22 protein-coding genes are annotated in these 26136 nt (G+C 38.6%); 14 read left to right on the top strand and 8 right to left on the bottom strand.

Annotated elements, in window-relative coordinates; all coding sequences use genetic code 11:
• Positions 1-282: 282 nt before the first annotated feature.
• The 13 genes from CJ263_RS07300 (at position 283) to CJ263_RS21250 (ending at position 9272) form a co-directional block, all read left to right on the top strand.
• Positions 283-552 (top strand): hypothetical protein, encoded by a 270-nt coding sequence (locus CJ263_RS07300; RefSeq protein WP_094996664.1) that lies wholly within the window; start codon positions 283-285, stop codon positions 550-552.
• A 33-nt stretch (positions 553-585) separates the two neighbouring features.
• On the top strand, positions 586-888 hold the full coding sequence (locus CJ263_RS07305) for a helix-turn-helix domain-containing protein (RefSeq protein WP_094996665.1): 303 nt from the start codon (positions 586-588) through the stop codon (positions 886-888).
• A gap of 422 nt (positions 889-1310) precedes the next feature.
• Positions 1311-1763: a reverse transcriptase domain-containing protein gene (locus CJ263_RS07315; protein ID WP_229702443.1), complete on the top strand. Its 453-nt coding sequence runs from the start codon at positions 1311-1313 to the stop codon at positions 1761-1763.
• Between the two features lie 200 nt (positions 1764-1963).
• Positions 1964-2677, top strand: a complete 714-nt coding sequence (locus CJ263_RS07320; protein WP_229702439.1) for a formylglycine-generating enzyme family protein — start codon at positions 1964-1966, stop codon at positions 2675-2677.
• Positions 2678-3321: 644 nt separating this feature from the next.
• Positions 3322-4149, top strand: a complete 828-nt coding sequence (locus tag CJ263_RS07325; RefSeq protein WP_094996669.1) for an SDR family oxidoreductase — start codon at positions 3322-3324, stop codon at positions 4147-4149.
• On the top strand, positions 4149-4595 hold the full coding sequence (locus tag CJ263_RS07330) for an SRPBCC domain-containing protein (protein ID WP_094996670.1): 447 nt from the start codon (positions 4149-4151) through the stop codon (positions 4593-4595). Before CJ263_RS07325 ends, CJ263_RS07330 begins: the two co-directional genes overlap by 1 nt.
• Complete coding sequence (locus tag CJ263_RS07335; RefSeq protein WP_094996671.1) at positions 4595-5500, top strand: helix-turn-helix domain-containing protein; 906 nt, start codon at positions 4595-4597, stop codon at positions 5498-5500. Before CJ263_RS07330 ends, CJ263_RS07335 begins: the two co-directional genes overlap by 1 nt.
• 112 nt (positions 5501-5612) lie before the next feature.
• Entirely contained in the window at positions 5613-6059 is a 447-nt protein-coding gene (locus tag CJ263_RS07340) for a nuclear transport factor 2 family protein (RefSeq protein ID WP_094996672.1), read from the top strand.
• 328 nt (positions 6060-6387) lie between these two features.
• Positions 6388-6969 carry a TetR/AcrR family transcriptional regulator gene (locus CJ263_RS07345; RefSeq protein WP_094996673.1) on the top strand — a complete coding sequence of 194 codons (582 nt, stop codon included), beginning with the start codon at positions 6388-6390 and terminating at the stop codon, positions 6967-6969.
• A gap of 42 nt (positions 6970-7011) precedes the next feature.
• Complete coding sequence (locus CJ263_RS07350) at positions 7012-7803, top strand: SDR family NAD(P)-dependent oxidoreductase (RefSeq protein ID WP_094996674.1); 792 nt, start codon at positions 7012-7014, stop codon at positions 7801-7803.
• Positions 7804-7841: 38 nt separating this feature from the next.
• Positions 7842-8087 (top strand): hypothetical protein, encoded by a 246-nt coding sequence (locus CJ263_RS07355; RefSeq protein WP_094996675.1) that lies wholly within the window; start codon positions 7842-7844, stop codon positions 8085-8087.
• Positions 8088-8098: 11 nt separating this feature from the next.
• A complete protein-coding gene (locus tag CJ263_RS07360) occupies positions 8099-8746 on the top strand; it encodes a class I SAM-dependent methyltransferase (protein ID WP_094996676.1) in 648 nt (215 codons plus the stop codon).
• 250 nt (positions 8747-8996) lie between these two features.
• The gene (locus CJ263_RS21250; RefSeq protein ID WP_229702438.1) at positions 8997-9272 is read left to right on the top strand and encodes a hypothetical protein; all 276 of its coding nucleotides are present in this window, start codon (positions 8997-8999) and stop codon (positions 9270-9272) included.
• Positions 9273-9366: 94 nt separating this feature from the next.
• On the opposite strand, the gene CJ263_RS07370 is transcribed toward CJ263_RS21250, so the two are convergent.
• The 7 genes from CJ263_RS07370 to CJ263_RS07400 all read right to left on the bottom strand — a co-directional run bounded on the left by CJ263_RS07370 (position 9367) and on the right by CJ263_RS07400 (position 21356).
• The gene (locus tag CJ263_RS07370; protein WP_094996677.1) at positions 9367-10440 is read right to left on the bottom strand and encodes a PA0069 family radical SAM protein; all 1074 of its coding nucleotides are present in this window, start codon (positions 10438-10440) and stop codon (positions 9367-9369) included.
• 47 nt (positions 10441-10487) lie between these two features.
• Positions 10488-12038, bottom strand: coding sequence for a hypothetical protein (locus CJ263_RS07375; protein ID WP_094996678.1), 1551 nt, complete (start codon positions 12036-12038; stop codon positions 10488-10490).
• A 17-nt stretch (positions 12039-12055) separates the two neighbouring features.
• Positions 12056-12838 (bottom strand): enoyl-CoA hydratase/isomerase family protein, encoded by a 783-nt coding sequence (locus tag CJ263_RS07380; RefSeq protein WP_094996679.1) that lies wholly within the window; start codon positions 12836-12838, stop codon positions 12056-12058.
• A 12-nt stretch (positions 12839-12850) separates the two neighbouring features.
• Positions 12851-14281, bottom strand: coding sequence for a sensor histidine kinase (locus CJ263_RS07385; protein WP_094996680.1), 1431 nt, complete (start codon positions 14279-14281; stop codon positions 12851-12853).
• Positions 14282-14461: 180 nt separating this feature from the next.
• A complete protein-coding gene (locus CJ263_RS07390) occupies positions 14462-15013 on the bottom strand; it encodes a CopD family protein (protein WP_094996681.1) in 552 nt (183 codons plus the stop codon).
• A gap of 71 nt (positions 15014-15084) precedes the next feature.
• Positions 15085-18219 carry a WD40/YVTN/BNR-like repeat-containing protein gene (locus tag CJ263_RS07395; protein ID WP_094996682.1) on the bottom strand — a complete coding sequence of 1045 codons (3135 nt, stop codon included), beginning with the start codon at positions 18217-18219 and terminating at the stop codon, positions 15085-15087.
• 23 nt (positions 18220-18242) lie between these two features.
• Positions 18243-21356, bottom strand: a complete 3114-nt coding sequence (locus CJ263_RS07400; RefSeq protein ID WP_373288337.1) for a WD40/YVTN/BNR-like repeat-containing protein — start codon at positions 21354-21356, stop codon at positions 18243-18245.
• Positions 21357-21517: 161 nt separating this feature from the next.
• Between CJ263_RS07400 and CJ263_RS07405 the strand changes: the two genes are divergently transcribed.
• The gene (locus CJ263_RS07405) at positions 21518-24664 is read left to right on the top strand and encodes a S41 family peptidase (RefSeq protein ID WP_094996684.1); all 3147 of its coding nucleotides are present in this window, start codon (positions 21518-21520) and stop codon (positions 24662-24664) included.
• Between the two features lie 75 nt (positions 24665-24739).
• Here the strand turns inward: CJ263_RS07405 and CJ263_RS07410 are convergent, their stop codons facing one another.
• Entirely contained in the window at positions 24740-25843 is a 1104-nt protein-coding gene (locus CJ263_RS07410) for a lactonase family protein (protein WP_094996685.1), read from the bottom strand.
• Positions 25844-26136: the final 293 nt, after the last annotated feature.

The following is a 26136-nucleotide window of genomic DNA, read 5'->3' on the forward strand; positions in this document are numbered from 1 at the left end:
TATTTGCATCATAAGTTCTTTGAGAGATTGATTTCCATTTGAAAGATTAGGAATGAAGGGATTGAATAGTGTACTTAGATTACACGGTTTCCTATAACCCTTTGCTGGAGCCATAGATTAACGCCCTAAGAAGCATTAACAGGTAAACCAGAAACGAACAACAATAACAGTAAACTGTTTATTTATTGTTCTTCTAAAGATTAGAAACGGAATGAATTGTGTTAGACACTCTTCATTCCTAATCTTTTTTATTTTTTATTAATTTTTAAAATCCAAAAACAAATGGAAAAACCTGATTTTATTGCAAATCTTGACAATCTCGTCTTATCGATTGAGATTGTTCTCTCAAAGAACCGCAGTTCTTTGTCAATTGACGATGTAATTCGCTTAGAAAACGTAATTGTTACGCTGAACGAATTGAAGAAAGTTTCGAAAGTATCGGATAGGAAGGAAATTCTGTCTGAAGTTCTTCCGGTAATTATTAGAACATTTTTTCGTTCCGATGTTATGGAAGAGTTAGGAAAAGTACTCGAATTCTTAGCAAACTTGTGATTGACCCGTTTTTAATTTTTTTTTACAGATACTATGAATTTAGGAGAAGCTATAAAAACACACAGAAAGAAATTAGGTTTAAGTCAGGGAGATTTAGCACAATCGTGCGACATCACTCAGTCTTACCTTTCTATGATTGAAAAAAATAAAAAAGAACCGAATTTATCAACTTTAAAAGTTTTGAGCGAGAAATTAAATATTCCACTACCTGTATTATTTTTTAAATCGTTAGATGATGCTGACATTCCAGAATCAAAAAAAGAAGCTTATGGTGTTGTTAGCGAATCATTAAATAATCTTGTCAATTCTCTATTTTTTGCGGAGAATTATGATTAAAACTTTAAACCATCTTTGCAGTATAATCGGTTATGATAAAAAAGAGATTTCCGAAATTGTCGAAAATATAGACCACTATTATTACGAGTTTTCTGAAATTAAATACAATTCCAAAACTGGACTTCCCAAAGTTAAAGATGGAGTTACACAAAAAAGGTTCTACAACCCAAGTCGCAAAAGACTAAAGGACATTCAGAACAAATTACAACACAAAATATTAAGTAAAGTTGATTTAATTCCACACATTCAAGGTGGTGTTAAAGGTTGTGGGAATATCGACAATTCGAAAATACACAAAGGCAACGTTTACAGATTTCAGACTGACCTCACCAATTTTTTTCCTTCGGTTTCAGATACTATGGTTTTTAATGCCTTGAGATACAAAGGCTTTTCAAAAAAATGTAGCTGATACAATCACTAAACTGACTACTTTCCGAACAAAGGATAGTTGGAATTCAAAATCGTTACCACAAGGAGCACCAACAAGTCCTACCCTTTCTAATATAGTATTCGAAAAAATCGACAACCAAATTCTTGAGATTTTAAAAGGAGAAAACATTTCATATTCAAGATGGATTGATGATTTGACATTTTCATCAAATAATGATTTTAGAGAAAAATGTATTCCTATAATAAAGTGTATTACAGGAAATGGACTAAAGGTTAGTAAACCTAAAACTACCTATCGAAAAAACAAATCAATAATTACAGGAGTTATTGTTGGTTTAAGTACTATGAAAGTAACTGAGAAATTTCGAGAGAAAGACGAATCGAAAATGAAACCAAAACAAATTAAAGGCAGAACAGCTTATAAAGAACAAGTTTACCGAAAGGACAAGGAAAAGCCAGTTGCCAACAAAGTATATAAAACATAGCTATTACAGGCTTTTCCAGAGGTTTGTGTGTATTTGCGAAGACCGCCAAATTTTTAAATTTGGCTTTTAGTAAAATAAAGATAAAAAGAAAAATTTAAAAATTCGGCTCGTGTTTAATCCGAAAAGTCAGCGTCTTTTTACACGCTACGATTCACATACAAACACTTAGCAGGGAGTTAGCTGTTATTTAAAAGAAAACCGTGAAAACGACAAGCAATAAGATATATAAAAAAGTAATTGACGAGTCATTTGTGAACATTCCGACAGGAACTGTTGACATGCGAGACGACCGAACAAAAGAAACTTGGTCGGTTGACATAAATTCTTTTGAACTCTTTAAATTCCCAATAACACAAGAAATATATTCAGCAATAATTGACAAGAACCCTTCGACATTTAAAGGTGACAGGTTACCAGTTGAAACAGTTTCTTGGATTGATGCTGTGAATTTTTGTAATGAACTATCTAACTCTTATGGAAAAGACAAATGCTATTCAATTGACTCAGCAGCTGAAAAAGTAACCTTGGACCCAAATACAAATGGATTTCGATTACCAACAGAAGCAGAATGGCAGTATGCTTGCCAAGCAGGAACGAAAGAGATTAGACATGGAGAATTAGCTGAAATTGCATGGTTTAAAGAGAACTCCAACAGTCGGACTCAAGAAGTTGGACAAAAGAAACCTAACCAATGGGGACTTTACGACATGCTTGGAAATGTTTGGGAATGGTGTTCAGACATTTATGACGAAACTGTTTACGGAACATATCGCGTTTTCCGTGGCGGGGGTTGGTGCGACCAAGAAAGGAGCGTAATGGCGACAACTCGAAGAAGAAGTCACCCCTTTTCGTTCAAAATTGATGACTTAGGATTTAGAATTGCAACTAACTCAAAAATTAAAAACAACAGCTAACAAAACCTATACGCAATGCCCTTCGGGACACTGCGCATAGCTAAAGCGTGATGTCGAATTATTCATATCATTTCTATTGTTTTTTTTTCAGAGGAATTCATCGGTCGCTCCGCTCGGTCGCCTGCGGCGTACTTTTGCCGCATTGCTAGCGCAATTACCGCACTAAAAGCTAGTCGACATCATCACTTCGATAAACTCAGTACAGGCTCTGCGCTATGCCAGATTACATTGTCCGTAGGATGAGGGGCATTTTTGCCAGGACCGCCGCTACGGCTCTGCTACTCGACATATCAGGACGCTATATGTTCCCGATAGCTATCGTGGATGGCCGTCCAATTTTATTCCCAATACCGCAAAATCCAACATGGGTACATCCGCTAACGCGGACTCCTTGAAGAACAATGCCGTGCGATCAATAGGAAGTCCGATTCACACAGCATTGTTGATTGGATTTTGCTATATTTCCTTAAAATTCGCCACCAGCGCTCCTTCCCGCCCACTGCCTCCGCAGATAGCGTACATAGCGCGGCGTTAGGCACAAGCTAAAAAAACAACATCCACGAAATCTATCCAACCTTCGGGAATATGTTTACATGGGTCTTATCTAAGCGACCCAACTTTGTATCTCACAAAAAAGATAAAAAATGAGTAAAACAATTTTAATTACAGGAGCATCTTCGGGTTTTGGAAAAGGAACAGCCATAGGATTAGCAAAAAAAGGACATCGTGTCATAGCAGCTGTTCACGTAGAACCTTTAAAAACAATTTTGCTTGAAGAAGCAAAAAATGAAGGAGTAGAATTAGAGGTAATAGTTCTTGATGTTACCAAAGAAAGTGACCGTCAATTTGCTTTTAACAGTTATGAAATTGATGTATTAATGAGCAATGCAGGAATTATGGAAACAGGCCCTGTAGCAGAAATTCCAATTGAAAATGTACGTAGAAATTATGAAGTAAATGTTTTTGCACCGCTTCAACTGGTTCAAGGATTTTTGCCTCAAATGGTAAAACGCGGTTCAGGTAAAGTTATTTTTACTTCGTCAATGGGTGGATTAATTACCGTTCCATTTGCTGCAATTTACACTTCTACAAAACACGCATTGGAAGGTATGGCTGAAGGTTTAAAAGACGAGTTGTCTGGAACAGGAGTTGAAATTTGTACTGTAAATCCAGGTGTTTTTGGCACAGGGTTTAATGACCGTGGTGCGGAGACATTGACAAAATGGTGGAACCCAGAAAAGTCATTGTCAAAAATGGGAACCATTCAAGCTTTTACAGACCCTAAAGGTTTAGAAAATCAACTCGACCCACAAATAATGGTAGACGCAATGATAAGAGTTGCTGAAGAGGACAATTCTAAGTTCAGAAATGTAATTCCAGAAGCCATTGTACCGTGGATAAAAGCTACACAAGAACAGGCTTGGAAAGCTAAAAAGAACGATTTATTGACTGTAGACCCAAGTAGCTTATAATGGAAAGGAAAACAAACATAAAGGCTCGTGCTATTATTGATGCTAGCCCTCAAAAAGTATGGGACGTCCTAACCGATTTTGATAATCTCAAGTCCTGGAGTTCTTCTTTTCAAGGATTAAGCGGAGATTTTAAGAAAAACGGTGAAATAGAAGTTACCTTTAAATCCCCTTTTGGTCAAAGTAAGATGAAAAAAAAGCTGTTTCAATTTGAAGAGGGCAAAACATTTGCTTGGACCGGTGTCTTTATGTTAGGTATGAGCGATTATCATACATATACTTTAAAAGCTACTTCAGATGGCAAAACCGAGTTTATACAAACCGATGGACTTTATGGAGGTGCAAGTTTTTTACTAGGAAAAATTCTTGAGAAACAAATGCAAAAAGGATATGAGGTTTTTAACAAAGAATTAAAGGCTTTTGTGGAAAGTAAAAAAGAAGCTATCTAATGAATACTATTTATCGCGTAAAATCAATTTCAGAAATACACCAACTATTTAAATTGGCGAAACCGAAACATCCTCTTGTTTCGGTTTTTCGTCATTCAGATTTAGTGGTGCCCGATAATTTTACAACGCAATCATTTACTACCGATATGTATATGATTAGCATAAAAGTAAAGCAAGAAGCCGTAGTCAATTACGGTAGAGAAACGTATGATTTTCAAGAAGGAACAGTGGTGTTTTTTGCTCCTAATCAAGTATTTTCTTTTAGTTCGGCAGATTTCTCAAATTGTGAAGATGAATGGACACTCGTTTTTCATCCCGATTTTATTTCTAAGACAAGTCTTGGAAACGAAATTGATAATTATCATTTTTTCAACTACGAAATCAATGAAGCGTTACACGTATCAGAAGATGAAAAGTTGGCACTAAATGATTTGATATTAAAAATAGAAAAGGAATATTATCAGCTAATTGATAAACATACACAAGAAATTATTTGCATTAATATTGAAACCATTTTAAAATATTGCAACCGCTTTTATGCTCGCCAATTCATTACGCGTAAAACAGGCAACAATACATATTTAGCCAAATTTGAAGCTTATTTGAAAAAATATTTTGAACAAAATTTAATAGAAAATGGATTGCCTACAGTTAAGCAATGTGCTAGTGCTGTGCACTTATCGCCTCATTATTTTAGCGACCTATTAAAAGAAGAAACAGGAAAATCAGCTAAAGAGCATATTGACTTGTTTGTAGTTAAAAAAGCAAAAAATCAGCTACAAAATCCAGAATTAAGCATTAGTGAAGTTGCCTTTAATTTAGGCTTTGATTACCCTAATCATTTCAGCAAATTCTTTAAGATGAAAACGGGATTGAGCCCAACAGAGTATCGAAATATGAATTAAAGCCAGTGGGTAACAATGAATAAGCGGCATTAAAACGACCGCTTATACTAAACGTTAGCAATAATTTGAAACAACTCGTAACGTCGACCGACTATTATTAAAAACCAACTGAATGAAATATTTTAGAAAACTACAGATTATTATACTATTGATTTCATTGACAGGATTGATACTAGCGTGTTCTGATAAAAGTCGAACAATAGAAAACCAAGAAGATTTATTATGGGGGTTAGAAGAAGAGTATATAAAAGCTCATAAAGACGCTGACCTTTCGAAAATTTTATCAATGTGGGACGAAAATTTTCTTGGTTGGCCAAGTCGTTTAGAGAACTCTGCAAGAAAGACTTCTGGTTCGGAATACTTACAAAAATACTTTTCGAAACCAATGCCTGCGGACACAGAATTCCAAATAGAAAAACAGGGGATTTATATCGAAAACAATGTTGCAATTCTTCATTATCGACTTTTCCTTTTTCAAAGTAGCACTCGATTAACCCACACTTGGATTAAGCGAGGCGATGACTGGTATATACTTGGAGGGATGGATTGGAATGAATAAATTGAATAAAAAACTATTGCCAACAATCTATAACCGCAATTTACTCACGGATGTTTATTTTTTATGGAGTTCGTCAGTCGCTTCGCTCGTGTCGGTGGATTGGCCTACGTCCGAATCCACGCGGAATTGCTAACGTCTGTGCTAAACCGAAAATTAACACCTATTAACCTGTAAATGAAGGTTATACGAGACCTTTGGCGGGTAATTCTGAACAGACAGATACCAAAACTGACCAAACAAAAAGTAAGTCCAATTACTTAAAATAAGTTGGTGCTTCGCATCAACTTATTCTGCTTTTTATTATTTTTGTATCGAACATTACAATAATATGAAAGGAAGACCAAACATTCATCACGAGAAAGAGGTTGTTCTAAAAGCTCAAGAACTATTTTGGAAAAAGGGGTACAACGCTACTTCGTTAGCAGACCTAAGCAAAGCAACAGGAGCTGGTGCAGGAAGTTTGTACAACTCATTTAAAGGTGGGAAAAAAGAACTTTTCAAAAAATCACTTCAACAACGAAGAGAAGATTTTAACAACTTCAAAATACAATTAGAAAAAAGTGATAGTCCCATTGAACTAATAAAGGATTTTTTCCTTTCTGTAGCTGTTGCTTCTAAAAACACTCATTTAAAAGGTTGTATAATTTCTAATACAGTTGTTGAAATGACTTTTGTAGATAACGAATTAGAACAATCAGCAATCGAAATATTGAAAGACACAGAAGAACTTTATACCTCTATCATTCTTACAGAACAAAAAAGAGGGAACATAAAATCAAAATTGCCTGCCGATGATTTAGGAAAATTTTTAATTACCCTTTGGTGTGGAATTAATTCACTTAGAAGGATTTACCCTAATGAAAAAATACTTAAACAGCAAATAGAAATGCAACTGCAAATATTAAGCTAATTTTTTTGACTATTTATTGAACAATCATTACAAAAATGAACGATGGATTTAAAACTAAACGAGAAAAGAGCATTTATAAGTGGCTCAACACAAGGAATTGGCTTTGCTATTGCACAGCAATTATTAAAAGAGGGGGTGTCTGTTACAATTAACGGACGACAAGCTGAAAAGACCAATCAAGCCAAAGAGAGGTTACAGAAAGAATTTCCAACCTCCAATATTTCAGCATTATCGGCAGACTTTTCAAAAAAAGAAGAAGTTGAGAAATTGCTAAACCAACTTTCGAACATAGATATTTTGGTTAACAATCTTGGCATTTTCGGGATAGAAAAATTTGAAAATATTACAGACGAAGATTGGTATAGATATTTTGAAATAAATGTAATGAGTAGTGTTCGTTTATCAAGACAACTATTACCCGAAATGCTGAATAAAAAATGGGGACGAATTATTTTTATTAGTAGTGAATCGGGAGTAAATGTTCCCGAAAATATGATACATTACGGAATGACAAAATCAGCAATGTCAGCTATTGCAAATGGACTTTCTAAACTGACTAAAGGAACGGAAGTTACCATAAATACAGTTCTAGGTGGACCGACTTATTCAGACGGAGTTGCGACAGTTGTTGAGCAAATTGCACAAATGCAAAAACTTGACGTTGAGCAAATGAAAAATGCAATTATAGAGCAGTCTAATCCACATATTTTATTACAGCGATTTATTAATCCAAATGAAATTGCAAATTTAGTCACTTACCTAGCAAGTCCCCTTTCTATTGCTACAAATGGAGCAACTTTAAGAGCAGATTCGGGAGTACTAAAGACGATTTAAAAACGAAACAACTCAATGCAAAATATATTACTTAGATTATGATAGGGATATTTATAACAAATATTCAAAACGAAGTTCAACTGAACAAAATCGTGAACTCAATCAAAACAGATAGTCCTGAACTAAAAGTTAGTTACGACCTGAACGAAACCGAAAAACAATATCCTTGCGGACATACGGTGTTAAGGGTAGAGGGCAAAAAAATCAATGCTGATAAAATTTTGACAGCAGTTAATAGTTATGACCATAATTGTGAAATTTTGGAAGACAAAATTTGCATATAATAAAAGTATCAATGACTGAATTTTGGGAGCAAGCATTCAAGGAAAATCAAGAAATGTGGGGGTCAGAACCTGCCAAGTCAACCGTTATAACGAAAGACTTTTTTGCTAAACATAATATAAAAAATGTCCTTATTCCAGGGATTGGTTACGGAAGAAATGCACAAATTTTCCGAAAAAATGGAATGTCTGTAACGGGAATTGAAATCTCACAAACCGCTATTAACATAGCACACGAACATTTTGGTAATGATTTATTAATCCACCACGGTTCAGTAACCGAAATGCCGTTTGATGATAAATTGTATGACGGAATATTTTGTTACGGACTAATTTACTTGCTAAATAAAGACGAAAGAAAGAAACTAATTCAAGACTGTTTTAATCAGTTGACCGAAACGGGATTTATGGTGTTTACGGTAATTACGAAAGACGCTCAAACTTATGGACAAGGAAAACTTGTAAGTAAGGATCGATTTGAAATGTTTGGTGGTGTTAAAATTTTCTTCTACGATAAAGAATCTATAAAAGAAGAGTTTGGAGCTTTTGGTTTATTTGAAACTACGGAAGTAAATGAAAACTACCCTTTTCATTTAATAAAATGTACAAAGAACTTATCATTAGAACAAAAAAACACTACCGCTAAAGCCGTGTATTATTAATTGCTTTTTTTAGTCTTAAACAAATAGCGCAACTAATCTTATACAAACACCTTGTGTGTAAGTGAAACAAAACTCAAACTGAAATTAAAAATAGAGACATGAAAACAAAAATGAATTTTAAGAGCCCATTTCCAATGATTTTAATGGCACTATTTTTTTGGACTTCAACATCTGAATTGATTGCTCAAGAAAAAAGGCCGAACTGAAAGACTTTAAGGTTATTGTGGAGAAAACTGACAATGGAATAAAAATGAAAAGCGAAAAAGGTAGTGCTTGTTTAGACTTATCATTTAGCTTGAATAACGACCGACCACAAGCAGTAGATGAATACGGAATGACTGAATTAAAAAACGTTTCGGAAAATAAAGACGAAAAACTTGCGGACTTTTTATTTACGATAACTAAAACGGAAAACGGAATTGAACTCAAAGGAATTGAGGGAACAGCGTGGACTGAATTAAATTTTTCTCTTGCCGAGAACAAAAAGCAAGCAATTGACCAATTTGGAATGACAAGTTTGAACTAAAAACACCTACAAACAACAAAGAACTGAGGTAAAAAACAAGTTGCTTAAATTCAATTTAGACATAGAATTCTCATTACTCAATTCTTTATAATCTTTAAAAAAGACTCAATTGTCCAGTCTTATATCGCCCATGCAATTCCGTATTCAAGGCTGGGAATTTTTTATCCTTAAAATAGTTGCGTCTTGCTAGCCTTACCATGTCATGGATTTGGGTGGCTATTTTGCCCTCTCCCTTGCTTCGGATTCCAAAGCGGCTATCGTTTAGGGTTCCGCCGTGACATTCCTTGATCTGGTTTAACACCTTATACGCCCTATCTGGCATCGTCTTGTGAATCCAATCGGTAAAAATACCCCCAATGGCACCATTCAATCTAACTATGGTAAAAGCGAAGGACAATGCTCCATTTTCCGATACAGTCTTGGCCAAATCCAAAATTTCATGGCTATTGATTCCTGGAATGATGGGTGCCAGCATTGCGTTTACGGGAATGCCGTTTTCAGACAGCACTTTTATCGTCTTCAGCCTTTTGGGGATAGAGGCGGTTCTCGGTTCCAAAATCCGACGGGTCTCCTCTTTCAAGGAGGTCACCGAAACATTCACCCCTATCAAACCGTAGTTGTTCAACTCTTTTAAAAGGTGCAAATCCCTTAAAATCAATCCATTTTTTGTAATGATACCAACGGGGTGTCTATATTTTAAAAATACTTCTAGACACTCCCTCGTAATTTTATATTTATGCTCTGCGGGTTGATAGCAATCCGTGTTTCCAGAAAGTACAATGGTGCACGCTTTCCAAGCCTTGCTTTTTAGCTTTGCCTCCAACAACTTTGGAGCATCACGCTTTACCAAAATTTTACGCTCAAAATCCAATCCTGCGCTATATCCCCAATATTCATGCGTATTCCTTGCATAACAATACACACATCCATGTTCGCAACCTTGATACGTATTCATGGAATACATCATCCCAACATCCGGACTCTTAACCTCGTTAACAATGGTCTTGGGAAAAATGGGAATGTACTGGGTTCTGTTGTTATCTGCCGATTCACCTTCGAGACGACAAAACTCCAGGAAGTCGTCCCTGGTCTCGTAAATATGCTGAAGAAATTTATTGGGCGTATTTTCTTGTGCGCCCCTTCCTTTAATGGTATAATCAGAATTCATTTTATTGGATTTATTCCAAAAATATGGAATAAATCCAATAAATAATGTTATTTAACAGCTACTTGCACCAATTGCTTTTTGGAACCTCGTTTCGCATAGAACATAAGCTCATCATTTAGATGGTCTACATAGGGTCTGGAAACCATTAATGGAAGGCGTGCATCCGTATCATCAATAACCTTTTCGTAGGTCATATGGCCTTTATCGTCCAACTTGATCAAAAATACGTTTCTATTCCTACTCAAGCCCTGTTTGAACATGATACGCTCATCGCTCAATTGCTGCGGATTTTCAGCGGAAGTACTGATAAAGAAATAGGTTTTATCTCCCTTGGTATATGAGCTATAGGAAGCGTAGGCCCCATCTCCTTGGGTCACCTCGGTCTTATTGATGTTTCTGGCCCAAATAAGGTCTCCATCGTTACTTAATTTTGCGCTTACAATGTCATTGTGATGATATCTTGTAATCATGACACGGCCCCCACTGCTGTTCGCTTGTGTACTCGTGCTTGTAAAATATTCCTCGGCATTGAATAGGATTTCCCCTTTTGATGTAATATCCATCCCTTTGAATACCAAATTTTTAAGTGTCTTGTCTTCTTCCCTACCAAACTTGTCCATCATGAACTGATCGGAAAAAGGGTTAAATTTTTGCACTTCAATTTCCAAGGTTTGGGGATTCAGTTTAAAATAGGAAATACCATTGTAGCGGTTATCCTTTCTATCCGCATAAAATCCAAGACACAATAATTCATTACCCTTGAAAATAGGTTTTAGGGCCTCTGGGAATTTACCCGGAGTATAAAAGGACTGGGTACTTCCTCCCGTATTGGAAACGCGTACCATTTCATACTGAAACTTGCGCTCCGTGGCATTGAACCTTTTTTTCTTAAAATAGGCCTTACCCACTAAATAAACGTTGCTCAAATCCTTTGAAAAGGTAATCGTTTCAAAGGCATAGTTCTTTTCCTCCACCTCATCGGAAAAATCATGTTCCATAAGTTTTTTGAGACCTGCATCAAAAACATGGATAAAATGTTTGTTGTTCTTTCCTTTCTTAAAATGTGTGGTAATGGCGAATGCCGATTTTTCGTCGTTAAAAAGTACCGATGTGGTGAAACCGGAAGAAAAATTCCTGTTGTAATAGTTGCGGTCCAAGGGCTCCGATACCGGGTCTGAAGGAATGGTCAAAATAGTCTCCTTAGAAAATTGATAGTCCGTATAGGGGCTTCTATGAATTTGATATTCATAGGCCATACCATCAAAATTATATTCCAGAAACAGTAAATAGACCTGTCCGTTTTTAATGTAGGCATCTACAAAATTCGCGTTTTTCAGTTTATAATTGAATTCGGACAAGAGTTCCAGATCCTTGTTGTAGTGTTCAATAAAATAGCCTTTAGGCTTTAAAACGATGCCCGTGTAATAGGCCCTTACGATGACAGTTCCCCCCTCGCCATCGTCCGCAATGGCCAGTAGGTTGGAATATTTGTACTTATCATTGTATTTTTCACCAATGTTGTAAGCAAGATCATTTTGCTGGGCAAAGGAAATACTGATAGTTGCCAAAAATAGCGACAGGAAAAATTTTCTTAACATGTTTGGTTCGGTATTATCTACGAACCCGGGAAATCTGCTTTTCTCTTTTCCATGAATGCGGTTGTACCTTCGGCAAAATCGTCAGTTCCAAAACATTCACCAAAAGCTTCGATTTCCTGCTCGTAGCCGTTAACAGTATTCATAAAACCCGCATTTACCGCTTTTATTGCATAGGATATGGCCACAGTGGAGTTGTTGCCTATTTTTTGCGCCAATTTTTTACAGAGGGGCAACAATTCCTCCATAGGAACCACATGGTTGACCAACCCATAGTTCATGGCTTGATCGGCAGAAATCATTCCTGCCGTCATAATCATTTCCATGGCCCTTCCCTTACCTACTAGTTGCGGAAGGCGCTGTGTACCACCATAACCGGGAATAACGCCCAAGGAAACCTCTGGCAAGCCCATTTTGGCATTTTCACTGGCAACCCTAAAATGGCAGGCCATGGCCAATTCCAATCCTCCTCCCAAGGCAAAACCATTTACGGCCGCTATGACAGGTTTGGATAAGTTTTCCACAAAATCGAATAGTAATTCCTGGCCTTTGGCGGCCAACTTTTTGCCTTTTTTTACCGAAAAATCAGCAAATTCAGAAATATCGGCCCCGGCCACAAAAGCCTTTTCCCCGCTACCGGTGATGATAATCACTTTAATATCTGAATCATCCTCCAGTTCACAGATGGCCTCATGTAATTCTTGGATGGTTTCCCTGTTGAGAGCATTTAATTTTTTAGGCCGATTAATAGTAACAGTAGCAATGGCATCTTCAATTTCTAAGAGTATTGTTTCGTAAGACATATTCGTTTCTATTTATTTAATGGTAGTCATATTTACAACCCTGGGAAATTTAACACAAAAAACAGTGCCCTTTCCAGGATGTGAAGTGAAATTTATAGTTCCTTTATAGGTCTCCACAATATTCTTTACCATTCCCAGACCTAATCCCATTCCACTGGTTTTCGTTGTAAATTTAGGCTCGAAGATTTTATCCTCGACTTCTTTTTCAATTCCTTTTCCATTGTCTGCCACAGAAATTTTTACCATTTCCCCATCAATCGCCACAGAAACCAAAATTCTTGGGGAGGGGTTTTCCTCCGTAATGGCCTGTATGGCATTCTTGACCAAATTCGTAACCACCCTAATCAATTGCGTGCGATCCAATTTGGCAATGATCTCCTCTTCCTCTGCGATAAAATGAATGTAATCCTCATTAAAGATGTCCAAGGCCAATTTTACGATTTTCACGACATTCAGCGTTTCGTTCTGCTGTGCAGGCATCTCTGCAAAACTTGAAAATGCGGAAGCGATACTGCTCATGGTATCTATCTGTTGAATAAGGGTTTTGGAATATTCAGCTACTTTCTCAGTTATATCGGGATCGTTGGGGTCAAACTTCCGTTGAAAACTTTGAACACTCAATCTCATGGGGGTCAAAGGATTTTTTATTTCATGTGCAACCTGCTTGGCCATTTCCCTCCAGGCCTGTTCCCTTTCACTTTTCGCCAGTTTCGCCGCACTCAGGCTCAGCTCGTCTATCATGGCATTGTAGGAAGAAATCAATTTTTCAATTTCTTCGCCGGGTTTCTCCAAAAAGATTTTTTCGTTTCTCCGGGTCAGGTCGGTACGTTCCATCATATCGCTTATCGTTTCCAAGGAGCGTGTGATGTATTTGGAAATAAAGTAAGCTAGGCCAATAGCCAACAGGAGCATTAAGAAATATACCCCTCCCAATCTTGCCAAAAACTCGTAAAGTTCCTTATCGTTAAAGGAATTGTCCTCAAAATAAGGCAGGTTTAGAATTCCAATTGGCTTAAACTGACGATCTGAAATATAGGTATACGAAGCTTGGTACTGATCGCCTGCCGCAGAATTCTTTTCCACATATCTTTTGTCTACACTGTTATCCAGCTGATTAAGGACTTCTGGGTCCAAACAAAGTGAAATGGGATCATTCTCCAATTTTGGCCTGGAGCTTTTTATCAATTGACCGTCCAAGGTATAGATATTGAAATTCATGTTTTGCACCACGGCAATCTCATAAATTTCGTCCTTAAAGATAAGTCCCAGATTTTCTGTAGTGACCGGGTAGGTAGTCTTCTGTATGGTCAAATCTATGCTTTGCCTAATCTGCTCCTCCTTACGTTCCATTCTATTTTGGTGGTAATCCCTATTGATTTCCCTAAACTGATAGATGGTAATTCCAAGAATAAGCACAGAAGCTATGAGTACCAATAAGATCATTGATACGAAAATGCGCGACCGCAAAGAAAATCTTCTTAACAAAAGCTCGGTGTTTCGTTCAAAGTTAGCAAATATCGCACCAAAGAAGATTTTAGAAGGATATCAAATGTAAAAGTCAAGTTCAAATTCTAACTTAAGTCCAAAAGAACTATAGTTATTTGTGTCCTGTAGGGCATACCCCTAGGCTTCGGGGTTTTTATTCCGGATGTTTTTGTAGAGTTTAATACCTAGCATCAACAGTAAACCAAGAACGACAATACCTACCACCCCCAAAATCCAATTGAAAGTACTTTTCAATATTACTAAGAAAACTACCGAGAATAATATTAGGGTAGCCCCTTCGTTCCAAATACGCATATAATTAGAGGTATAGCTTATCTCATCTCTTTGAAATTTCTTAAAGATTAGATGGTTTTTAATATGGTAGGCTATAAGCAACACTACAAAACCTAATTTAACATGCATCCAGGGTTGTTGAAGCCAATACGGGGCTAAAATCAAGAGCCAAACTGCAAATAAGGTAGCTAGTATAGCAGAAGGCCAAGTAATGATGTACCATAGCCTTTTTTCCATCAATTTAAATTGTTTGCTTAGGATTTCCTTTTCCGGAGAAGGTTTATCCTGGGCCTCAATATGATAGATGAATAATCTTGGAATATAAAAAAGCCCTGCAAACCATGTTATTACAAATATGAGATGCAGGGCCTTTATATAATTATAATAATCTGTCATGCAGCTACACTTCTAGGATTTAAAAGTCAAAGTTAGCAATTACATGTTATTGGAATTCAATGACCAACAACTTAAAAGCGAAGAGCCCCAATTCCTGATTCCCAAAGTGCCCTATTGTAGGCAGGTATATCCGTTTTAATCAATGCTTCTCCTCTAGACTTTAAAGGTATCCACTGTTGATCCAGTTCCTTTTTACGATCCAAATTTGATTTGTTTACCCTCGGAATGCTTCCACTAGTCTGATTCAATAGAAATAGATACTCTGCGGTAAACTTATTCGGGAAATTTTCTACATCGTCATAGGCCTGTGACTTTCGTTGTACCATATCCTCGTCCCATGCCTTCATTTTATCCAAAAGTGCCTGTCCCTTGGCTTTTAAGGTTTCATCTTCCAAGCCTGCAAGTACTTCTTTTAGTTCTTTTTGTACTTTGAAAAGTGAATTGACCATGGTATGCATCTCAGTAATCTTTTGCTCCATTTCGCCCATCACCTCGTCATACTCCTCAAACTGCCCTGGTTTCATCTCAATGGTTGGAATGGCTTTGATTTCCCCTTGTGTGCTTACTGTTTCCCCCCCTACGGTAAGTTCTAAAGTATATTTGCCCGGGATAGCTTTATGCCCCCTAAAGCTCGCTTCTATATACACTCCAGGTATCCCTGGAACAATGGCATGGCCCATGTCCCAAACGAAACGGTTTAATCCTTGCTCTTTGGGCAGAACAGGTGCCGGAGGAGCTCCTCCTCCATTATGTGGTATATAGTCCTTGTCCTTCTCAGAACTAAAGCTTCGTATTAATTTACCCTTTGAATCCTTGATTTTCATAGTAACCTTGGTAGAATCCCCCAATTTGGGCAATTCATAATAAAGTACCATTCCATTGGCAGGGTTTACTCCTTCAAAAGCATCGGTTGCTTTTATGTCCTTGGAGTTTGCTGAAAGTGGACTTCCCCAAGACCCAGCATATCCAGGGCTCGGTTTTAAGATCTTCAGACCTTTTTGGGAAGGTTCATATTGCGTCAATGCCCCTATGTTGTCCAATATCCAAAAAGAACGGCCAGAAGTTGCCACTATCAAATCTCCCCGATGCACTTTTAAGTCTAACACAGGAGTTACTGGCAAGTTCAGTTGGAAAGGTTCCCAAGTTTTACCTCCGTTCCAAGAAATATACATGCCCTGTTCGGTCCCGGCATACAGCAGGTCCTTTTTCTTTTTGTCTTCCCTTACTACCCTGGTAAAGGCTCCATACGGAATCCCTGAACTAATATTGGTCCAAGTTTTACCATAGTCGGTTGTTTTGTAAAGTGCAGGGGTGTAATCATTAAACTTGTATCGGGTTGTTGCGATATAGGCCGTGGCCGGATCATGAGGTGACACCTCAATCGCATTGATCAAACATTCCTTTAGTCCTTTGGGCGTAACATTATCCCAAGTTTCTCCTCCGTTTTTAGTGATATGGACAAAGCCATCATCGCTCCCTGTCCAAAAAACACCTTTCTCATGCGGAGACTCTATCATATAAGCCAGTGTACCATAATTTTCGGCTCCAACAGCCTCATTGGTATAGGGTCCGCCGCCGTTTCCTTGCTTTTCATCAATGTCCCTCGTAAGATCGGGCGAAATTTCTTCCCACGTTACCCCCATGTCTCGAGTCCTAAGTACTAATTGAGCCCCATGATAATAGGTGCCAGGTTCGTGAATTGAGCCGATAATAGGAGCATTCCAATTATAGAGATATTTCATATTTCTGGCTTCACGCCCCAAATATTGAATAGGTGCGGCCATAATATTGGTCGAACTTTTGGTATCCATATCCAATACTTCAATAGTTCCCAAGTAACTGCCTCCTAACACATATCTTGGATTATCCGGATCAAAGGCCAAAAAGGCACTTTCACCTCCCGCAGCATAGGTCCAATCCTGTTCCGATATTCCGCCTCTGCCCAGGGACAAACTCGCAATACGTACCGAGGTATTATCTTGCTGACCGCCATAGATATTGTACGGAAACAAGTTATCCACACTAATTCTGTAGAACTGGGCCGTTGGCATATTATCCTGTGAGGACCAATTTTTTCCATAATCAAAAGTGATGGTTGCCCCTCCATCATCCGCTAAAACAATGTTTTTAGAATTCTCTGGATTAATCCACAGGTCGTGGGTATCACCATGGGGGACATCAATGGTTTCCCAAGTTTTGCCTCCATCCTCGGAACGGAACATCGAGGCACTCAAAACATATACCGTATCCTCGTCATTGGGGTCTGCAAACACTTCAATATAATACCAGGCCCGTTGCACCAATCTATTGTCACCGCTGACCATGGACCAAGATTCACCCGCATCATTGGAGACAAAAAGTCCACCTTTATCCGCATTGGAATCACTCTCTATTATCGCATATACTTTGTTGGAGTTGGCCGGACTCACCGCAATGGCCATTTTTCCCTTTTCTTCAGGAAGGCCTTTATGGATTTTTGTCCAGGTCTCGCCGGCATCGGTAGATTTATAAAGGCCACTGCCTACTCCACCGCTGATAACAATATTCGGTTTACGCTGATGTTCCCACATCGCAGCGTACATAATTTCTGGGTAGTTGGCATCCATGGAAAGCTCGGCAGCTCCGGTCAAGTCATTAACGAAAAGGGTATTTTTCCAAGTCTTTCCTCCATCTGTCGATTTATAGATGCCTCTTTCGGGATTACCTTCAAATAATGCTCCTTGAGCCGCCACGTAAACAATATCCGGATTGGTTGGATGAATGATAATTCTTGAAATATGTTGCGTTTTCTCCAAACCCAAATGATGCCAAGTTCTTCCTCCGTCGGTGGACTTATAAACCCCATCACCGTAGGAAGTCATTACACCCCTAGGGGCATGCTCACCCATTCCACAATAAAGAATATTGGGATTGGATTTAGAAACTGCAACGGCACCTACAGATCCTGTTTTAAAATATCCATCTGAAATATTCTCCCATTTTTGTCCTGCAGTCTCCGTTTTCCATAGTCCACCTCCAGTCGTACCCATATAATAGGTCATTGGATCGTTAACCACACCAGAAGCAGTGACCGACCTACCTCCACGAAAAGGCCCAATATTCCGATAGTTCATCGGTTGGAAATAATCGTTGGCTGTTTGCGAAAAACCAACCAGCGTGGCGAACATAAACCCAAGAAAAAGCAATAATTTATTCGGTTCCTTCATTTTGAATTATTTTAACTCCCTCATTATTCAACAAACAAATAATTCAGTCCCAAGGCATTAAAAGAGGAATTAAACTCCTTAAGTTCGTTGGACATTACCGCATCAAACTTCTCCAACTCATCATTTATTTGAGCCGTAAGCTCATTTTTAACCTGAATATCCTGATCAGTTGGTGGGAAGTCATCAATAGCCACCAAACTATTCAGATGCCCTAATTTATTGGTCAATTTAATCGGGAAATTCAATGGGTCTTGCCTACTTCTGTTCTTAGTTTGATATAGGGCCTTTTCTACTTCACCAAGACTTTCCTTCATTTTCTTGGCCTTTTCAATGAGCTCCTTAGTAGACTCATTGTCCGCATACTGTTTGGTAAATGCATCCAATTGGGCCGTGACGTTTCTGATTTTTTCTATGGATTTATGGGCCTTATCAATGGTCGTATTGATATCGGTAATAAAATCGTACTGTTTTTGCATATCTGCAACGGATGCTTCTGCCCTTGGATCTGGAACAATTTTGAAGGTTTCGGTATTGGTATTCCCATTGACGTTCAGATGTACCTTATAGCTTCCTGGAACCGCCTTAGGACCATCTAAATTGGCCCACCAAAGAATCATTCCGTCCAATAATTTGGCTCCTTTGCCCCGAGTATCCCAAACAAAGGTATTTCCGCCTTTCTTTACCTCGAGTTTTTTATCCTTTTCCTTTGAAAAGTTATTGTATGTGGCCAAAGTATCGCCTGCCATGGAAATGTACGTTAGATGTACACTGTCCTTTTCACTGAGATTTTTTAAGTAAAAATGGGTTACCACACCATTAGGATGGTTTTGACCTGAAGTTTTGGATGGCCTACTTGAAGCCCGTCCCTTTGTACGATATGTTTCTTTTGGTTTGTAAAGAATATTTCCGGAAGTCTTCTTGTTCTCGTCCAACTGATGTAATACGGTTAAATCATCGATCATCCAAAGACTTCTACCTTGGGTGGCCACGATAAGATTATCATCCTTAATGGTCAAATCCGTTATTGGTACAATGGGCAAGTTCATTTGAAAGGAATTCCAATTGGCTCCATCATCAAAGGAAATATACATACCCGTTTCCGTTCCGGCATACAACAATCCCTTTCTTTTAGGGTCTTCCCGAACTACACGGGTAAAATGCTCAGCATCGATTCCATTGGTAATCTTGGTCCATGTTTGACCATAATCTGTCGTTTTATATAAATACGGTTGAAAATCACCCAATTTATATCGTGTAGCGGCCACATAACAAGTGCCTTCGTCAAAATAAGAAGGCTCTATACTGTTGATCATATTCCACTCCGGCATGTTGGCAGGGGTAACATTTTCCCATGTTTTGCCACCGTCCTTTGTAACATGAATTAAGCCGTCATCACTACCTACCCAAAGCAAGCCTTCCTTTAATGGGCTTTCGTTCGCCGTAAAGATGGTACAGTAGTATTCTACGCTGGTATTGTCCTGCGTGATGGGCCCACCACTGGAACCTAACTTGGTTGGGTCGTTCCTGGTAAGGTCGCCACTTAACACTTCCCAACTTTGACCTTCATTAGTGGTCATGTGTACATGGTTGGAAAAGGTATAAAGTTTATTGGGGTCATGCCTACTGAACAATATGGGGAAATTCCATTGAAATCGATATTTCATCGCCTCGGCACCGGCACCCATAGGGTTGTCCGGCCATACATTTATCCCTCGGACCGTTCCTTTTTCATGGTTGACACGGGTTAGGAATCCGTCGTAACTACCTCCATATACAATATCATCATTTTCAGGGTCTACTGCAATCCATGCGGATTCACCCCCTGCAGTTTCTTCCCAATCATCCTCTGTAATGGCAGAACCATCACTCCTGTGGTTCACTCGCAAGGTAGAATTATCTTGTTGTGCCACATAAATACGATATGGAAAATGGTTGTCCGTGGTTACCCTATAATATTGAGCTGTTGGTTGATTGTAATACGTACTCCAAGTTTCACCACCGTCATAGGAAATCTGGGCGCCTCCATCATCGCCAATAATCATCCGTTGCCCATCCTCAGGTGATATCCATAAATCATGATGGTCTCCATGTGGAGCGTTGAACGACTTAAAGCTCTTACCTCCATCCGTAGATTTATGGTAGCTTACATTTAGTACATAAACTACGTCCTCATCTTGGGTATCTGCATACACGCGTGTATAGTACCAAGCACGTTGTCTTAAACTACGATCGCTATTGACAAGCGTCCATTTTTTTCCACCGTCCTCGGAACGGTATAGCCCGCCTTTTTCTTTATTTTCTACAATCGCCCAAACCCGCTCTGAATTTTTTGGAGAAACTGCTACGCCGATAATACCCAAAGTATCCGTTGGGAAACCCTCATTCTTGGAAATTTCCTTCCAAGTTTCGCCACTATCGGTACTTTTCCATAATGCAGAACCTTCTCCACCACTGCTCAAACTATAAGGTGTACGCTGTGCACGCCAAGTGGAAGCATATAAAATTCTTGGATTGTTGGGGTCGAATGTCAAATCGACTGCACCGGCCTGATCGTTTACAAAAAGTACTTGTTTCCAAGTTTTTCCTCCATCCGTACTTTTGTAGACACCTCTTTCCTTAGTGGGTTTGTATATATCTCCTAAAACTGCTGCATATACCGTATTATAATCCGTGGGGTGTACCCTTATTCTTGGTACGTGCCTACTTTTTTCAAGCCCGGCCTTTTCCCATGTTTTACCGGCATCTACGGTCTTCCAAACTCCGTAACCCGATGAAACATTACCTCGTAGAGTTTGTTCACCACCGCCAACATACATGACGTTAGGATCGCTCTGTGCAACCTCTACCGCGCCAATACTTCCGCCAAAGTATCCGTCAGAAATATTTTCCCAAGTTCGACCTCCGTCTAATGTTTTCCATACACCACCTCCGGTGGCCCCGAAATAATAAAGATTAGGTTCCCCCGGTACGCCGGTTACGGCTGCTGAACGGCCGCCCCTGAACGGGCCAATTTCTCGATAGTCCAGACTGGAATATAATTCCTCCGGATAGGTAACGGTAACACTTTTGGACTTGTTTCTTCGTTGTGCTTCCGCAGTATTAGTAAATAACAATAGCAAAAGGGCCATGAGGCCCATAAAGGAGTAGTTTGGTTTCATTTTATATTCTTTGAATTAGTCGTCTCTAAATTTAGGAAAAAGGTTTTAAAGAACTCTTTAAAATTCAATTATTCAAGTGATAATTGCTAAATTGTCAATTATTCTACTTGTTCATTTTTATTTTATTTCATCAATCACATATGAACCTTAAAATTTTAGCTCTTTTCGTTCTTGGATTTTCCTCTACTGCCATCACTGCCCAAGAATCCTATTTCTTGATGGACCCTACCCTGTCACCCGATGCAAAAACCATTGTATTTAGTTATGACTCCGATCTTTGGAGCGTACCATCGAGCGGCGGAACAGCAGTTCGTCTTACGGCCATGGACGGCAACGAAACCTTGCCCAGCATTTCCCCAGATGGCAAATGGCTGTCCTTTAGTGCGACTCCATACGGTAACAAAGACATCTTTTTAATGCCATTGCAGGGAGGAAATATCCAGCAATTGACCTTTAACGATGCCGATGATGATATGGACAGCTGGTCTTGGGATTCTTCCAAACTATATTTCACCTCTTCCCGCTACAATCGATATTCTGGCTATGAGGTAAAAATAGACGGAGGTACTCCAAAACGTTTGTTCGACAACTATTTTAATACGGTTTCAAATATTGTAGTTCACCCAAAGACCAATGAAATATTCTTCAACGAAAGTTGGGAAGGAAAGCTTTTTACACATAGAAAAAGATACAAAGGCGCCTATAATCCAGATATAAAATCCTATAACCCTAACTCCAAGGAATTTAATAAATACACGACCTACAACGGAAAGGATTTATGGGCTACAGCTGATGCCGAGGGCAACGTGTTTTTTGTTTCCGACGAGGCAAATGGGGAGTACAACTTATATAGACTTAACAATGGTGAAAAGGCGCAATTGACACAATTTGAAAGTAGTATTGGCAGGCCCCATGTTAGTGCCAATGGCAATCTTATTGTTTTTGTAAAAGATTATCAAATCCATAGTTATAATGTTGCCAACAAAACTTCCTCAAAAGTTCTAATTCAAATAAGCAATAACAATACTTTGGAGAAGGCTCAAGATTTCAAGGTTCAGGGGGAAATAAGCAATTTTTCGGTTTCACCGGACAACAAAAAAATGGCTTTTGTTTCAAGGGGCGAACTATTTGTATCGGACGTCAAAGGAAAGTTCATTAAGCACATTCCCACTAAAATTGACGAACGTGTACTTGAAGTGGTTTGGCTTAAAGACAACAAAACCCTTCTTTATAATCGCACGGATGATGGATATTTTAATTTGTTCACCATTGACGCGGAAGGTACTTCTACAGAAAAACAACATACCAAAGATTCAAGGAACAATGTTAACATAGTCCTTGATCCTGATTTTAAGAAAGCCCTATATATTAGTGGTCGCGATGAACTGCGGTTACTTGATCTTTCCAATTTTAAAAGTGAGCTCCTTTTAAAGGATGAATTTTGGGCCCTATATGCCCCACAACCCTATTTTTCGCCAAATGGAAAGTACATTGTATATACTGCCATTCGGAATTTTGAGTCGGATGTTTTTGTCATACGTCTGTCCGATAAGAAAATCACCAACCTTACCAATACTGGGGTCACCGAAAATTCACCCATTTGGTCGCCGGACGGGAAATATCTGTATATGGTATCCAACTTGGTAAAACCCTCATATCCTTACGGATTGGATGAATCACAGATTTACCAAATGCCTTTGGATAAATACGAAGATCCTTATACGACGGACAAGTTCCACGAAATGTTCAAGGAGGAAGAAAAAGAAAAGGAGGAAGAAAAAGACGATAAAAAGAAGGAGGACAAAGAAGACAAAAAGCCGATTAGCATTACTATCAACGAAGAGAAGATCATGGAACGGATTAACGCTGTTAGTCCCTCTTTCGGAAGACAAAATAGTCCCTCAGTCATTAAAAAGGATGATGCTACTCATGTCATTTATCTTAGTAATCACGATGAAGGAAAGACGAAACTTTGGAAGACCGTCATAGAACCTTTTAAAAAGAACAAGACCGAAAAAGTTTTGGACGACGAAATTCGAGGATATCAATTGGCAAATGCCAAGGACTCCTATTATTTACTAAGCAAAGGAAACTTGCATACATTTGACGTGGAAAAGAACAAGTCCGAAAAAATTGAGATGGACTACACTTTCCGTCGTAATCTCTCCAATGAATTCAGCCAAATGTTTTATGAAGCCTGGGCAGGATTTGAGGAAAATTTTTACGATGGCGATTTCCATGGTGAGGATTGGACCGCCCTACGAAAAAAGTATGAGCAATATTTGCCTTATTTAACCAATAGGGACCAACTAAGAGTATTGTTCAACGATATGCTGGGCGAACTGAATACTTCTCACTTTGGTTTTAGGTCCAGTGGAGACGAAGAGGATGTATTCTATACAACCAAATCCTTGGCGACAGGAATAGACTTTTCCAATGAAGACCCCTATGTGGTGGAGGCAATCATAACAGATGGTCCCGCAGATATTTCAGGGAAGAATATTAAAAAAGGTGATGTTTTGATATCGGTCAACGGCCAAAAAATAGATTCTAAAAAGAATAGGGAATTTTATTTTAATGAGCCTTCAATCGACTCCGAAATACAACTGGAATTTAAACGCGGGGACGAAAATATTTCCGTTAACCTACACCCTATAACTACCTCTTCACAAAGGAGTCTTCTTTATGACGAATGGGTAGACGATAACCAGAAATATGTCGATTCTAAAAGCGACAAAAGAATTGCTTATATCCATATGAAGAATATGGGTGGTGGGGAGCTTGAAAATTTTAAAAGGGAAATGGTTTCCGAAACCAATCAGAGGGATGCCCTAGTCCTGGATCTACGCTATAATACAGGGGGAAATGTCCATGACGAAGTGCTTCAGTTACTATCCCAAAAACCCTATCTAAAATGGAAATATAGGGATGGTGCCCTTGCACCGCAACCCAACTTTGCTCCGGCCGCAAAACCGATTATTCTATTGATGAACGAACAATCACTCAGTGATGCCGAAATGACCGCAGCAGGATTTAAGGCCTTAAAACTTGGTAAAACCTTGGGAACGGAAACCTACCGCTGGATAATTTTTACCTCGGGCAAGAGTTTGGTCGATGGCTCCTTTTATCGCTTACCGGCATGGGGATGTTTCACCTTGGATGGAAAAAATTTGGAAAAAACAGGGGTTACACCGGACATTGCGGTACCCGAAACTTTTTTAGACCGCTTGAACGGGAACAAACCTCAACTCGACCGAGCGATACAGGAAATATTGAAGCAATTGTAACTGTATGTTTTTGTGGCGTTAATAAGTTACCTTTCATTTGAACATGTAACTTTTTAAGGGTGTCCTTTTTTTAAATCAGTTTTCCAAAAACTCCAGGCAAACAGGGTTTGGCAGAGACATTTCCTCTAAAAATTCCAAAGTGCCTTGGTCTTCGTTTCTTTTAAAGACAACGATATTGTTACTCTTTTGATTGGCTACCAATAGAAATTTTCCTGAGGGATCAATGGTGAAATTACGGGGCCAATCTCCCCGAACAGATTCACTTCCCACTAAGCTCAAACTTCCTGTTTTCTGGTCCACCTTAAAAATGACGATAGTCTGTTCTCCACGGTTTGAGCCGTACAAAAATTTACCATCTGACGATAAATGAATATCTGCACAGTAACTTTCACCATCAAAATCATCAGCAAGGGTAGCATGCGTCTCTATTTCTTGGTATTCATTGCCTACTTTTTCAAATACGGTAATGGTAGAATTCAATTCATTGATGACATACAGATACTTTCCATTTTGACCAAAAGTAAAATGCCTTGGCCCTGCTCCATCGGGTAAATCAACAGAGGCTTGTTCGTTTTGTAAATACTTACCATTTTCAGCTTTGTATCGCTTCACCGCATCTAATCCCAAATCAGCAATAAACAAACCATCCTCGGTAAATTCGGCAGAATGAACATGTGAAGTCTTAACCGTGTCGAGACTTTTATGATCAATGATTTGTCGATTTTCTTTTAAACTTCCCGAAGTATCCAAACCAAAAATAGTGGCGCTACCCCCGGTATAACTGGAAATGGCCAATTCTTTACCGTCATCCGAAACGGCAATATGACAGGGATGCGCCCCAACCGTTGCCATATCGCCCTTTTGGGTTAGCTTTCCATCTATGAGGTCATAAGCCAAAACGCCTCCAGAAGAATTCTCAAAACTATCCGTTTCCAAAACAGCATACAAGGTTTTATTGTCCGGGGAAAACTTTATATACGAAGGATTTTCAATCGTCGCTGCTAATTTTTTGTCCGTAAGTGCTCCTGTATTGGTGTTAAATTTTAATCGATAAATACCGTTACTTTCCCCATCGGTATATGTTCCTACATATAGGTTGTACATGTCATTTTCTGTATTAGTCTTACATCCTATCAATATTATGCCCAAACCTATTGCGACAAATAGCCAATATTTCATTACTATATAAGTTTTGTATAAATGTAGTCACTTCTTATGAATTGGGGCAAGCGGTGTTTTCTAAGAATCCGAATCATGTTCGCTATTCTTGTGCTTACGGTATTCCTTTGAAGACTTTTTTAAATCGATAATGACAATAATCAATGCAACTAACAATATAATAGAAATCAAAGTCAACAAAACATATATCATGAAAAGGGGAATTTGTCTTGTATGACACAAAAAGTCACTTTAAGTCACCTTTTTGAAATCTTTATTTGGAATATAATAATGTTAGGAAACAGGGAAGATAT

The sequence above is a fragment of the Maribacter cobaltidurans genome, assembly GCF_002269385.1.
Classification (GTDB): domain Bacteria; phylum Bacteroidota; class Bacteroidia; order Flavobacteriales; family Flavobacteriaceae; genus Maribacter; species Maribacter cobaltidurans.

Bases quoted from the DNA above. Each gene is read 5' to 3' on its own strand.
- CJ263_RS07300 (WP_094996664.1), top strand. From the start codon at position 283: ATGGAAAAACCTGATTTTATTGCAAATCTTGACAATCTCGTCTTATCG.
- CJ263_RS07305 (WP_094996665.1), top strand. From the start codon at position 586: ATGAATTTAGGAGAAGCTATAAAAACACACAGAAAGAAATTAGGTTTA.
- CJ263_RS07325 (WP_094996669.1), top strand. From the start codon at position 3,322: ATGAGTAAAACAATTTTAATTACAGGAGCATCTTCGGGTTTTGGAAAA.
- CJ263_RS07330 (WP_094996670.1), top strand. From the start codon at position 4,149: ATGGAAAGGAAAACAAACATAAAGGCTCGTGCTATTATTGATGCTAGC.
- CJ263_RS07335 (WP_094996671.1), top strand. From the start codon at position 4,595: ATGAATACTATTTATCGCGTAAAATCAATTTCAGAAATACACCAACTA.
- CJ263_RS07340 (WP_094996672.1), top strand. From the start codon at position 5,613: ATGAAATATTTTAGAAAACTACAGATTATTATACTATTGATTTCATTG.
- CJ263_RS07345 (WP_094996673.1), top strand. From the start codon at position 6,388: ATGAAAGGAAGACCAAACATTCATCACGAGAAAGAGGTTGTTCTAAAA.
- CJ263_RS07350 (WP_094996674.1), top strand. From the start codon at position 7,012: ATGGATTTAAAACTAAACGAGAAAAGAGCATTTATAAGTGGCTCAACA.
- CJ263_RS07355 (WP_094996675.1), top strand. From the start codon at position 7,842: ATGATAGGGATATTTATAACAAATATTCAAAACGAAGTTCAACTGAAC.
- CJ263_RS07360 (WP_094996676.1), top strand. From the start codon at position 8,099: ATGACTGAATTTTGGGAGCAAGCATTCAAGGAAAATCAAGAAATGTGG.
- CJ263_RS21250 (WP_229702438.1), top strand. From the start codon at position 8,997: ATGAAAAGCGAAAAAGGTAGTGCTTGTTTAGACTTATCATTTAGCTTG.
- CJ263_RS07370 (WP_094996677.1), bottom strand. From the start codon at position 10,440: ATGAATTCTGATTATACCATTAAAGGAAGGGGCGCACAAGAAAATACG.
- CJ263_RS07375 (WP_094996678.1), bottom strand. From the start codon at position 12,038: ATGTTAAGAAAATTTTTCCTGTCGCTATTTTTGGCAACTATCAGTATT.
- CJ263_RS07380 (WP_094996679.1), bottom strand. From the start codon at position 12,838: ATGTCTTACGAAACAATACTCTTAGAAATTGAAGATGCCATTGCTACT.
- CJ263_RS07385 (WP_094996680.1), bottom strand. From the start codon at position 14,281: ATGATCTTATTGGTACTCATAGCTTCTGTGCTTATTCTTGGAATTACC.
- CJ263_RS07390 (WP_094996681.1), bottom strand. From the start codon at position 15,013: ATGACAGATTATTATAATTATATAAAGGCCCTGCATCTCATATTTGTA.
- CJ263_RS07395 (WP_094996682.1), bottom strand. From the start codon at position 18,219: ATGAAGGAACCGAATAAATTATTGCTTTTTCTTGGGTTTATGTTCGCC.
- CJ263_RS07400 (WP_373288337.1), bottom strand. From the start codon at position 21,356: ATGGGCCTCATGGCCCTTTTGCTATTGTTATTTACTAATACTGCGGAA.
- CJ263_RS07405 (WP_094996684.1), top strand. From the start codon at position 21,518: ATGAACCTTAAAATTTTAGCTCTTTTCGTTCTTGGATTTTCCTCTACT.
- CJ263_RS07410 (WP_094996685.1), bottom strand. From the start codon at position 25,843: ATGAAATATTGGCTATTTGTCGCAATAGGTTTGGGCATAATATTGATA.